The following is a 13,478-nucleotide window of genomic DNA, read 5'->3' on the forward strand; positions in this document are numbered from 1 at the left end:
AGTTACCAAGAATTCTGTAAACTGAAGTACTGCTAATTGACATTTTTGCCATAATTTCTCTAACTGGTACATGATACTGATAATAACTGCGAGCTATGCTCAACGCTAAATCCATTTTGTCTTTGTCCATATTTATTATTTTTAAGTTGATTTATACTGTGTCAACTTTTTCTAGGACAAGACAAACAGCATATAACAATAAACCCCGAACATTTCACAATGTCCGGGGTTCATCATCTTTACTCTTAAAACCTAAATTCTAACCTATAGCATGTGTCATATAACACATCAAAACTTAAATCTACTAAACCATACTTTGTCTATAAATAAATGTATCTTGGTCAATATATGTATTTAAAGATACTATATATCTGCAACAATTTAAAATTTAATGAAGACTTGAAGCGACAATTATCGAGGGAGATTGAAAGCCTTAGTCATTTCAGCCATCTCCTCTTGACTCATTCCATCAGGCTCGAATCCCATGCACTTGGAATCGATGTAGATCTTCGCACTCTTAGAGAGCACGTCAATCTGATCGAAAGCATCCATCACATCCAAACCCTTAGCAAAGACGCCATGTTTCTCCCACATCACTACGTCGTACTCCTCCAATTCCTTCAGAGTCTCTTCAGCCAATTTCAGACTGCCTGGCAACTGGTAAGGAACGATACCTAAACCGAGCGGACAGAAAGCCTTGGTCTCTGGAATCATACTCCAGAGCAAGTTGCTCAACACATCCTTGCCCATGAAAGCCTTGTTGTGGCTCATGGCAATCAACTCGATAGGATGAGTATGAACAGTAGCTTTATAGTTACTTCCCTTCTCTATCAGACGAGCATGAACGCTCAAGTGACTTGGAAGTTCAGAGGTAGGCATTACAGGATTATCTGCGATAATCACATAGCTGGCGCAATCGTCTAAGATACGGATGATAGATCCATTATCCATAGGCCATCGAGCCAAGTCGCGCATACGTTTTCCAGTACCCTTACAGAAGAAATAACATCCCTTCAAGGCAGGCAAAGCAGTACCGATCTGCTTCACCTCACTGATGGCAGGCAAAGCCTTGATTTCGTCATCCACCAAGTCGGTGATGTTGACAGTGATATTACCGCCATTACGTTCAGCCCAACCATTCTGCCAGAGGTATCCAGCAACTTCTGCAATCTTCTCGACCTCCTTTTTCAAGGCAGGACGACCTTCTAAAATGCTACTCATTTTTAAATAATATATTTATTTGTTTTTAGTCATATTTAAATTCGAGTGCAAAATTAAAGATTTCTCCGTTTTGCCTACCTTTGGTTTTGATATTTTGGCTATGAGTTTTGGCAAATACCATTTTTTGCAGTCATTACAGTCAGGAATTATAGTCACTTACTTTTTAGTAATGAATTCCCTATCTTGATACACATTTTTACTTTTCTGTACACAATAAAGATAAGATAAAGCATTCACCTGCGCTGCATCATCAGAGACCTTACTCAATCCCAAAACTTGACCAAATTCCTGATGGATTAATTTCTGTAATTCTACTGGCTTAAATGATTTCTTGAAATCATGCCCAACATTTATACGAAAAGATAATATCTCACCAGTACGTGGATGCACTGTCTTCTGAGAGGAAACACCAACCTTTCCCATGTCGTAAGACACTAAAAAAGGTACAGAGGCTGCATCGATTCCTGAGTTGATGGAATTCAAATGAATTCTCAATTTAACTTTTGCCTTTGCCAAAGATTCATTCCATGATAAAATTCCCTTCTGCAAAGCCTCTTTATACTTATTAGGAACCAGACTATCAACATAGACCATACAAGCACACTTCGGCTGTAGCCTCATCACCAGAGAATCATCAACAACCGTATAAGGATTCTGTGAATAATCCTTGAAATGAATAGTCTGAATATCCAGACCCTCAGTAGCTAAGCGTATAGGCATATCCTTCTCCGGTAAGAGTCGGAGACAGATACTCAAATATAAGGGTTTACTTCCATTCGGCAAAATAATAGCCATACTGTTGAATGCATACTGCTCTGACTCTGCCTCATGGTATCTGACCACCTTCAGCACAACTTCTTCTCTTCCAGAAGAGTTCCCCTTCTGCGGTGAAATAACTTGAACAGAATTCAATTTACTCATATCTGGGTCCAACGAGCGAACATCCGGGTACTGCGAATAACTCACCCATTCTTTTTCACCCTTCACAACATCAGTAATATCAATAATCGGATTGCCATCTTGGGATATAGCGACTGCAGGATATTCCTCACCAGCAACAGGCACATTAGAAGCCCGGAAAGCATCCCAGTATGTACTTTTCCTATCCATGATGCGCTCAGTGTAGAACGGTTGAAGAAACTCAACGGTCATCGAATCTGGTATGGACAGACGCACTACACCCAATGAATTGACAGAACGGTTGATCATACCAAAGCCATGATCTATCTGCCCACTTACCTCTATCTCACGACCGTTCCACTTTCTTGGGAATTCCATATAAACACGATTACCTTCCTGATAAACAGAAAAAGCGCCATCCGTCTTTTTCATATTTTCCGATAAGAATTCAGCAAATGGCTTAGGAACAACTGTTTGTTTTTCTTCTCCCATAACCTGTAGCAGGCTAAAAGAAGAGAATAAGAAAAACATAATTAAAAAGCTTTTATAATGTTTCATCATTTGATTATGAGTCAATATTAAATGATATTTATATCTTTTTCTGGTCTAAAATAGAAGACTGAATATGCGCCAGGATTACCAGTTCTTATAAGCAGTCTCCATCTTTTCCTTCATCGTTTTCACCTCAGTCAATAGCGTCTCCAATGTTTTGACAAGAATCTCATCCTTCTCTTTTGCCTTGGCTTTCTCTATTCGCTCCATTGCATAATCGAAATGCTGTTGTTGCTCTGATTTAAAATGTTTGATTTCCTTCTTTCTATCTACATGAAGATGTGACATGATTTTGGAATCAAAAAGCCAACCGGGAGGAGTTACCACATAATCTTGCAAGAATTTCAAGACTTTTTGTGTATATTCAGGGGTATCATAATGATTATCACCATAATAATAACCACCCAGATGTGCAAACACATGACCAGTCCAGAGGTTATAATGCTCTATCAAAGCCTTATACCGTCCTTCCATCACTTGCTTTTCCAAGTTCGTTTTCGGATTCCAGATATCAAGAGAACATAAGTATTTGAGATTTTCGATACCACAACTGTTGATAGCCACATGGTCATTACCCAAGTCTTCTTGTTGCGAACGGATATCCCGAGCGTCATAGAAAGCTAATTCTGGACATTCCTTTTTCTTTTGCTCATACCATTTCCATCTGGCATTTTCTTGCTCTTCTGGTGTATTACCTTCAAACTCCCGATACCCCCATTCTATTGCCCAACGGTCGTATTCACCCAATTGAATACGGCGATTGCGAAGCGCTACATGATCACCCGGACGAAGAGCATAATTGAAACGAACATAGTCCATAATAGAACTACCCATACCATGCTTGTCCAGATAATCATTATCACGGAGATTGTCTATAGAAGCATGGCTACTACCACTATGATTGTGCTCTAATCCCAAACTATGACCCACCTCATGGGTTATCACCATCTTCAACAGTTCACATTGCAATGACTCCGGCAAGATAATCTTACGAGCCTCTGGATCAACAGCACCACATTGAGCAAAATACCAATTCTGTACGATATTCATCACACTGCTGAATACCCCGACATGACAACCGTTGATTTCTCCGCTTCTTCCCTCACAAGGCGTAGGTCCATAAGCATTACTCGTGCCCGATATCTTCCAGGAGATATAAGGATATCTGCTATCATACATACAGAAATCAGGATCTTCCTTCGGTGTAGGTGCCAAACGGGCATCAATGGCATTTTTAAAACCTGCCTGTTCGAACGCAGGACGCCATTCACGGACCGCCTCAATGATACACTTCTGATACATCTTCGGAAACTGCCGATCTACATAGAAGATGATAGGATGCACCGGTTCCACCAATTCTCCCCTGCGATACCGTTCTCTATCCTCAGGACGGATTTCCAATCGCCAACGCTTAATGACAGGAAGGCGACTTCGGATACCATCTGCAGAAAGCACAAACTTGTTGATTTCAAAAAACGATTTTCCGTCACCACGTTTCACAGATATAGGCTGTTTAGGCATAAGACTGATACAGACTCCTGTTTCCCAAATGCCCTGATAATTCTGGATTGGCTTACCAGGAAGAGGCATTGCTAAATTACTGTAGGTGCGCGACATACGCAACAGAATACAATCATTCTTACCTTTCACATCGAGAATGCGGTCTTTATCCTTATTCCGCATACTGATCTTCATGTCGTAATAAGCAGGTTCCATACCAAAGAGGGTAAAGTTCTTCAATGTATTTCCTATCTCTATAAGCGTATGCCCTTTGCTTTCCTGTATGACAGGCAAACGCTTGTAGAGACGCTCCTGCGGAGTGAGCATCGCTATCTTAGAAAAAACACTTGTAGAATCTGCCAGTATCCACTTATGCTGCGGATCCGTCATATACACCTCCCCATCTTGCTTACGAAGCGAAAAGAAAAGGGGGCCGATGAGGTCACCTGCATAACCATACTTAGTTTCACTACTTCGGTTTGGATTTTCGGGAGCACTCAAAATGGTAGTAGTAACACTGTACTCACGACCGAAAAGCGAATCAGGAATCGACCAGTACATCTTACCATCAGACTCAAAAGTATCAAACATTCCTTTTGTCAACTTCGCATCAGCAGGAAGTGTACCAACAAACGGATTCTGCCCGCTCGCTATGAGCGAGCAGGCAGAACTAAATACTATAGATAATAATATTCTTATTTTCATCATGGATTATTCTCAGTCATTAGGATTATCTCAAAACAAATCTTGAGATTATTCATAATTATAAGAGATATCTACAATCTTGCCAAATCTATTATTTGCATCCTGGAAAATGTAAGAAGCATTTTCACTCCTATCTACATCACCCGCAATAGTCAGTTTCAATTCGCCCAGCAAACCCTGACCTGCAGAAGTATTGATACCGAATCCGAGAATCATGCCATTACCATTTTCTGCATCCTCAGGGTCGCGGAATTTCAGGCAAGCAATCTTGGCATTAGCATCAGCGTCATAACTGTAGATTTTCTCAATCTTCTGACGCTCCATATCTATACGATACACGCTATTACCAGCAGCCATGAAAATAAAATGGGCTGAATATGCTTGAGAAGCTGCAAATTTGGCAGTTTTCAAATCGATGGAAGGATCCATATCGATTGTATATTTTCCTGCACAAAGCGGATCATCCGCATTACTGAAACGGAAAACAGTAATCTGTGAAGCCCCTTCACTTGCCATAACGGCATAAGCATAGTTACCATTATCTCCACCACGCAAAATATCAAGTATCTGCAGAGACGCATCTACATTGCTTGGATCAAAGGCATAATTGCCGTCGGCATCCTCAGACAAATCACGGAACACCAATGGCTTTTTGTCCTTCCATTGAGAACCCCTACGATAATACTGAGAGTAGTAGTAAGATGTGCCGAAATAATCCATCATAGAAGAAAAAGCACTACCGATGCGGAAGCGATGAGTTGCTGGATTATATGCCAGGACATAATTACTGAAAGTAGCAGAACATGTAGGTAGAAATGCTACTTGTTCTTCCTCACCATCGGAATTAACCTGCTTATCATAAACGGAATAAGGAACACACCAACCGTCATCGTATGCGAAATAAGCCTTTTTGTCTGTCACAAACATCTCACCCTTCTTGTCCATTTTATAATAAGACAAATTGACTGGTACATTGTTAAGTGCATTCTCAAACAGAATTTTATTAGTACCATACTTCATGGTGAGTGTACTTGGAGAATATGTTGCAATATTCTTATCCGTGGCAATTGTCAGGTTGGCAAACTTCGTTCCACCCATAGAACCATAACCATAATTACCCTTGGCAGCAATAGCCAATGGCTTACCCTCAAGAGCAAAAGATTCACCAGTTTCTGACTTAAACACATCAGCATAGGCAAAGAAGCCATCTGGATTACCCTCAATAGCTCCTACAATGCCCTTCTGATTGGCATCTTCCTGAAGCACAAACCAAGCAGGATTCAAAGGCTTGACTACAGCAACCTTGCCCAACTGATACCATTTCTGACCTGTGGTCTTATCGGTAACAATGAGCATCATACCAATACTCTCTGGATTATTTGGTTCTACTTTTACCTGACAAATCTTTCCTGTAGAATAATCCGTATAGTCAGCAAGACGCATAGAACCAATCTTAGCATCCGGCTTCAATTTTTTCCATTCAAAAGTAAGATTGTCCTCATTCTCGGCAAGAGTTTGTGTCAACTCAGGCGTCAACGTAACCGTTGCAGGGTTCTCCTTTGGCATGCGGATTTTTGCCTCAGGGATTTCCACCTTCATATCATTCACTGCATGATAATCATAATTGCCCTTGTCATCATAGCAGCTCTGGACGAGCGTCATAAACACCAAGCCCAGAATATATAAATATATTTTTTTCATGATTTACTCTTTTTTTTTATTCTTCTTCATCTGGGAAGATATCGTTACCATTTTCATCAAGTATTGGACCATGCTCCGCTTTATAAGCCTTATAGGCTGCATCCAGTTGCAGGATGGCAGCATTAGCCTCATCATCATCGTATGCATAACCATCAGGAGTAATGAAAGAATCAAGTGTTCTTCCCCATACGTCCATCATATAGCAATACTTGATAGGACTGAAGTCACCTACACCCAACCAATACCAGTCGCTCCATGTCTTAGGCTCTGTAATATCCCAAACGTAGTTGACCTCTACCGAATTATCCTCTACAAATCCTTTTTCAAACTGATGGTTTGGATTAGTAAGATCAAATTCCAGATTACAACCATAGGTTTTTCTACCTGTCTTATAGGCAGGACGCTTAACCTTGAAATATACATACTGGCATACAGTATCAAGAGCCGAATAAGTATATTTGTCATCCAGCTGAATGTCAAGGGTATTGGAATAGGAGTTGTTTTCTGTCTTCTTGATGCAGAAATCACGATTGGCAGTAAGTAAATCTCCCATAATTCTCACACGTACACTATCACGGCGATAAGGGTCTGTTTTCATCTTCACATAGTCGCTATCGCGCAATTCACTATAAATTGTACGATAGTCGAAGTTGATGCGAGCTTCCTGACTGTACATGTCAATTTCTTCTTTCGAACAACTGGTAAGACTCAAGAACAGTGCCAGCGCCGACATATAAAACAATATTTTTTTCATATTTTTCAATCTTCTTATTTTGTAGTATTATTGCCAAAGATCTTTTCATTGTCTGGCAATGGCATCTGATATTCTTTACTGGTCATATTGGCTACACCACAACCATAGTAGGTGGTATAGTGATGAGCTTTCAGGAAGAAGAACAACTGACCTTCAGCATAGTACTCCTTACGATATTCTTTCATGATTTCATTGATACGACGAGTCTGCTGTTTGTTTTCTTCAGAAGTAACATCCTTATCATCATAACCCAATGTATGAATTTCATCGCTATATGGAATACCGCGTGAAAGTCTGACTGTATTCAGAGCCTCAGCACTCGTTTCAGCATTTGCTGCACACTCAGCAATGATATAGTACATCTCCGGTAAACGAATCAATGGAATTGCATCTGCACCGCTATATAAATATGTATTGGCCAAAGGAGCCTGATTATACTTCAGACAGAATGCATACTGATGGCTCTCGTCCCAGTTGAATGCTACAACATTCTGGCGCCAGTCAGAAGTGATACCTTCATACACCTTAGTAAACATATCTGCAGTCATACCATAACGCTGCTGTACACTTGTATTTTCCATATCCATACTGTTGCTGATAAGCGTATTGTTCAACTGATTTACAGAGAGACCGAAAATCTGCTCACCATAACGGATGGAATTGTAATTGGATGCTGTCTGACTCTTATACAGAGTAAAGTACTTGTTGGCATCGATAACCTCCTGAGCATACTGGACTGCAAGATCGTTCTGACCTGAATAGCAATATACACGAGCCATCATTGCCTTGACAGCATAAAGATTCATACGAAACTCACGGTTTGAAAGGAAATCTGTACGCTGATCTATAGCTGTATGGAAATCACATGGATCATTATCTTTCAAGAGAGCCTCTGCAGCCTTCAGGTCTTCCAAGATTTTCTCTACCACCTGATTAGCAGGCAAAACTGGTGTCGGTTCTTTATCGTATGTAGTCTTGTATGGAATAGCAGCATCTGTTGGATGCTCACTATAAATAGGACCGAAAAGACGCAAGAGATCAAAATAGATGAAAGCACGCAAACCCAATGCTTCTCCCTTGATACACTCATAGTAATGAGGGGGCTTCAGAACATCTCGATGAGTCTCAATATTCTGCAGCAAATTATTCAGGTTTGCCACTACATTATACATTTCGAGATAGAGATTATCCTTCTTACTCAAAAACTGGTTGGTATAATCGAATACGATAGCCTGGTTGTACACGCTATTTGTATTATAACCAGGATAATCACAGTACAGACCTGCCAATTCATCCAGATAACCATATTTCATGTCACCTGCATAAAGATTAGCAGTACCCAACTTCAGGTAAGCGCCCGTAAGGATATCCTTGAATCCTGACTCCGACTCAAACATCTTGTCGGCAGGGATTCTGTCCTTTGGTGATACATCAAGCCAATCATTGCAGGAAGTCAAACCTCCCATCAAGACTGCGAACACCAATATATAGAAATATTTCTTCATAATTATATTCGTAATTTATTGATTAGAATGCTACGTTCAATGAGAAAGTAAATTGGCGGGAGAATGGATAGTCGAGACCACGCTCACGCTTTACCGATGAGAGGTAAAAGAGGTCTTCCATGGTGAAGCCCAACTTAGCAGATGTCAACCCCCAGTTTTTGAGGAACTTGGTATTCTTGGTATCTGCACGATAGTAGAATGAAAGGGTGCTGCCCTGGAATACATTCTCATCCATCACAAAACGGGAGGTTGCCTTGGTACCCTGACCATGTGGGTTGAGTGCACGGAACTGGGAATGGTCACCAGGCTTCTGCCAGCGCAACTGTGTCACACGACGGTCGGCATTGTAAACCAAATCGGCATTCTCTACCTTGTCAACCAAAGTCTGGTTATATACCTGTCCTCCAAACTTATAATGGAAACTTACATCCATTCCCCATCCCATATAAGTAAAGGATGAGTTGATATAACCCTGCCATGTAGGCTCTGTATTACCCATTGGTACGGCATCCACACCACTATAGTTGGAAGCACTTGTCAATTCTCCATTACGCTTTACGAGAACTTCATCGCCAGACGCTGGGTCTATACCGAGAGAAGGAACAACCCAAATACTGGACATAGAATAACCTTCCTCATAACGTGGTAAAGGACTGTCCGTCAGATTCTTGGTACTCAACTCGTTAATATGGCGCATAGCCTCTGAAATTTCTACGAGTTTATCCTTGTTGTGAGAACCATTTACGGTAATTGTCCAATAAGACTGCTTAGCAGCATTACGGTATGGGATTCCTGAGAGACTGATTTCCCATCCCTTATTCTCTATCTTACCTACGTTCTCTGGATAACTGGTGAAACCGACAGATGGAGCCAATGTCACATTGGTCACCAAGTTGTTGGTTACCTTGTTATAGTGTTCGATTCTTGCTGTGATACGATGATCGAGGAAACCCAACTCCAATGCAAGGTTGGTATTCTTGGTTGTCTGCCACTTCAGATTCTCATTATGCATCGCCATGATGTCTGCACCTGTACCATCAGAAGACAGATAAGGCAGAAGCAATGAATAGTTATAGTAGCTATGAGCCTGATATGGTGAGAAGCCCTGCGCACCAGTTGTACCATAAGTACCACGGATCACAAAGTCAGAAAGCCATGGAATATCCTTGAAGAAAGCCTCCTTCTTTACATCATAACGAAGACCGGCAGACCAGAATGGTGCCCATCTATTGTTGGTACCAAACTCAGAAGAACCATCCAGACGGACATTGAAATCTACAGAATATTTATAAAGATAAGAATAACCGGCACTGAGCACCCAACCGATAGAGCGACTTGTATTCTCGCTTCCCGTCAACTTATCTTTGTATTTCTTACCGAAGAGCAGGTCATCCATATTATCATTTGGGAAACCAGTCACACAAGTTCCATAAAAATCAGTACTGTTCTCAAGAATACTCATGCGGGCATTGGTAGTAATGTAATGATCCTTAATCTGCTTATTCCAACTGGCAGTCAAATCCACGCCCCAATTGACAGCCTCATTCTGTGTACGGCGATAATCACCTTTCAATGTCGGATCAGTAATTACATCAAAATCAGTATGCTGTGCAGGACGGAACACGTCACGATGTCCCACACTCTTAGAGAGTGAGAAAGCACCTTCAAAACGAAGTTCCTTGGTAGGATTGTATTCTACTTTGAACAATTCACGCACAGAGAAGTTCTTGCTCTTATCCTTGCTGTGGAAAGTTGTGTTATAAAGTGGGTTAGGATAAGAGGCGGTAGCAGAGTTGGTGGCAGAGAAATCATCAAGCATCTTCTTCATGTTACCATTCTCGTCGTATGGAGTCAGATATGGATTCAATTTTGTGTATTCGCTAAAACTTCCATAGTTAGACTCATTAGCAGTAGAATTTTCGAGAGTGATACTGTTTTTCAACAATACCTTCTTCATGCGATACTGGAAGTCGAGCATACCGGTAAGTACATCACGACCACTATTTTTCATCACACCAGGTGAGTTATTGTAACCAACATACATACGATAACGCAAAGCCTCATCACCACCCTCCAAGGTTACAGTATGACGCTGCTGTACGGATGTACGCAATGGCTTGCTGAGCCAATATGTATCTACACCAGAGAGAACGTTTTTAAGTTTAGACTGGTAGAGATTCCATCTATCAATCGTTTCACCACCATCAGTATAGACTCCAGCCTTATATTCTGCATCCAGTTTCTCACGAGCATTCATCAGATTATAGCCTGTCAGGTCTGGTGCCTCGATACGCATCTCACCACCATATGTAACCCAAATTTTACCTGGTTTAGGAGTTTTACTTTCGATTACAATAACTCCATTTGCTGCTCTGGAACCATAGATAGCAGTTGCAGCAGCATCTTTCAAGACAACAATCGATGCGACACGATCAGGGTCGAGGTCAGAAAGAGTCTGTACGGAGATTTCAAATCCGTCCATGATAAGAAGCGGCTGATTGGCATAAGTCTCATATTCTCCCTGTACAGCCTGTACATCAGAAGATGTCGTACTCAAATCCATACTGGCACCACCACGCATACGCATATCAGGAAGACTGTTTGGATTTGAACCAGCCAGATTATTCTCCATGATATTCAAACCTGGAGCCATTGCTGCTATAGACTTCGCAATATTGTTGGTACTGAATTTCTTGAGATCTTCTCCCTTGATAGTTACTGCCGAACCCGTAAAACCTTCTTTTTTACGGTTGAACATACCAGTAACCACCACATCATCAAGGTGCTTACTGTCTGATTGCAGCGTTACCTTCATGTTAGCTGAAGGGGTTGCAAAAGCCGTTACCAAACCGATATAAGAGATTTTCAACTTGCTATTTGCTGGGACGTTTGACAACTGGAAACATCCGTTTTCATCTGTTATAGCTTGTGCCTGTCCACCTCCTACCATAATGCTGGCGCCTATAACAGGCATACCATCTTCGGCAGAGATTACGACTCCTTTTACTGTAGAGAGGATTTTACCCCCCCCACTCTTTTGCATTTTGGTTTGTTCCTGTTTGCTGTGCCCTGGCATACTGCGCAGAACCCACAACAGAGAGCATGGCCAAAGTTGCAATCATCATGTGATTTTTTCTCATGAACCTTGTCTTTAATAAATTATACTCGTTGATATGTTATTATTTTCTCGTTGACTTATGAAAGTGACCAATAGATTTTTCTCTGTGCAAAGGTAATATTTTTTGGGAGAAATCAAGAAGAAATTCCCAAAAAAATAAATAATTAAATAAAATTAATAAAAATCATCTACATTATTCGGTCTTTAAGAATACACAAACAAGTTATTTGCTATATCGAAACAAGTCATTTAAGGGTCACAAACAAGTCACTTAGAGGTCGTAAACAAGTCATTTAGAGGTCATAAACAAGTCACTTAGAGGTCGTAAACAAGTCATTTGTAACCAGTAAACAAGTCACAGAAAATCTTTGAGCAATTAATTCGAAAACAAATAAGTTTACAAAATTACCAAAAAGTGACAGTGACACCTATTTTTCAACTTTTATTTTATGCATTGGAGACACTACCCTCCAATTGGATGTCTCCCTTTGATTATCAATCTTTTATATATTTTCGCGCGGTAAGTCATATAAATATACACATCAAAAGTGTCACCTGTCACCGTTTTCTGTATCCTGCGTCACCTTTGTCACCCACACGACACCAAGAAAGTATTTTACATTATTTACTGTAGGCATTCTTTTTATTCATATTTCTCTTAATTTGCTGGAATTTTCCAATGCCATGCGAATCAACTATAATTGTGATACGAAGCTTTTACCGACATGACAGTTAATATTTGTAACCGATTTGTAATATTCCGCAAACGTTTTCGTAACTTTTCGAAAGAAAATCGACAGAAAATATACACTTTTCATCAATTATTTATAGTTTTGCAGCCGGTTAAAAGATGATTTAACAGTAATTCATACTGCGATATAAACAGTAAATGATACTGCTCCAAATCGACACAAACTATAACACTATACATAAAATTAAATTTCTAAGAAAAGATGAAAAGATTACTTACTTCACGCATTTTAGCATGCTTGATTTTCCTGACTATTTGGGAAAGCAAGACTTATGCACAGGGTAGCATAAGTAGCTATACTGCTGGTACTGAGACTTTTGAGATTACCAGCAATACAAGTATTTCTAAACAGAGTTCAGAGTACCAATACTATGCCAGTGCTAATATCTCTTTGTTCATTGGTGCTGATGAAGTATGGGAAAATCCTAAATTAATAGGTAGCAAATACTACCTCAGTTCTCAAGGAAATCCTGGCATCCAACAAGATGGCAGTTCTAATGTTAATCAAATAGATGCAGGTTTTGATAAAACCAAAAAATGCATCGCTCTTCCAAACACAGGTAACTATTTTCATTTTCTGTTCCACACCAAAGGTAAAATCAAACTTGCCTTTAATGTGAACTATGCAAAACCAGGAAATAAAACCTCAAATCCGCAACCTATAGGGTTTAGTGGGATTTTGCTTGCAAAGCGACAAAATTCATTTTATTGTACATATTTCTTGCACAACAGAAATGTCGCAGACACAAAATCCCCTTACCCCATAAAGCG

General features: G+C 40.3%; 7 protein-coding genes and 1 pseudogene. 1 reads left to right on the plus strand and 7 read right to left on the minus strand.

Annotation, left to right across the window (positions count from 1 at the left end; all coding sequences use genetic code 11):
• Positions 1-411: 411 nt before the first annotated feature.
• From rhaD to EXN75_RS16005, 7 genes and pseudogenes are all read right to left on the minus strand, one after another.
• The gene (gene rhaD, locus EXN75_RS15975) at positions 412-1,221 is read right to left on the minus strand and encodes a rhamnulose-1-phosphate aldolase (RefSeq protein WP_134844575.1); all 810 of its coding nucleotides are present in this window, start codon (positions 1,219-1,221) and stop codon (positions 412-414) included.
• A gap of 156 nt (positions 1,222-1,377) precedes the next feature.
• Entirely contained in the window at positions 1,378-2,682 is a 1,305-nt protein-coding gene (locus tag EXN75_RS15980; protein ID WP_134844576.1) for a DUF5118 domain-containing protein, read from the minus strand.
• A gap of 75 nt (positions 2,683-2,757) precedes the next feature.
• Positions 2,758-4,881, minus strand: a complete 2,124-nt coding sequence (locus EXN75_RS15985) for a zinc-dependent metalloprotease (RefSeq protein WP_134844577.1) — start codon at positions 4,879-4,881, stop codon at positions 2,758-2,760.
• 45 nt (positions 4,882-4,926) lie between these two features.
• On the minus strand, positions 4,927-6,579 hold the full coding sequence (locus EXN75_RS15990) for a PKD-like family lipoprotein (RefSeq protein WP_134844578.1): 1,653 nt from the start codon (positions 6,577-6,579) through the stop codon (positions 4,927-4,929).
• Positions 6,580-6,595: 16 nt separating this feature from the next.
• Positions 6,596-7,333 carry a DUF4843 domain-containing protein gene (locus EXN75_RS15995; RefSeq protein WP_134844579.1) on the minus strand — a complete coding sequence of 246 codons (738 nt, stop codon included), beginning with the start codon at positions 7,331-7,333 and terminating at the stop codon, positions 6,596-6,598.
• 14 nt (positions 7,334-7,347) lie between these two features.
• Positions 7,348-8,838 carry a RagB/SusD family nutrient uptake outer membrane protein gene (locus EXN75_RS16000; protein ID WP_134844580.1) on the minus strand — a complete coding sequence of 497 codons (1,491 nt, stop codon included), beginning with the start codon at positions 8,836-8,838 and terminating at the stop codon, positions 7,348-7,350.
• A 22-nt stretch (positions 8,839-8,860) separates the two neighbouring features.
• A pseudogene (locus EXN75_RS16005) lies at positions 8,861-11,854 on the minus strand (SusC/RagA family TonB-linked outer membrane protein); the annotation flags it as partial.
• A gap of 1,055 nt (positions 11,855-12,909) precedes the next feature.
• Here EXN75_RS16005 and EXN75_RS16010 point away from each other — a divergent pair.
• On the plus strand, positions 12,910-13,478 hold a 569-nt coding region (locus EXN75_RS16010), incomplete at its 3' end, for a hypothetical protein (protein ID WP_134844582.1).

Origin of the sequence: Segatella hominis, assembly GCF_004535825.1 — a bacterium.
In the GTDB taxonomy this organism is placed as follows: Bacteria; Bacteroidota; Bacteroidia; order Bacteroidales; family Bacteroidaceae; genus Prevotella; species Prevotella hominis.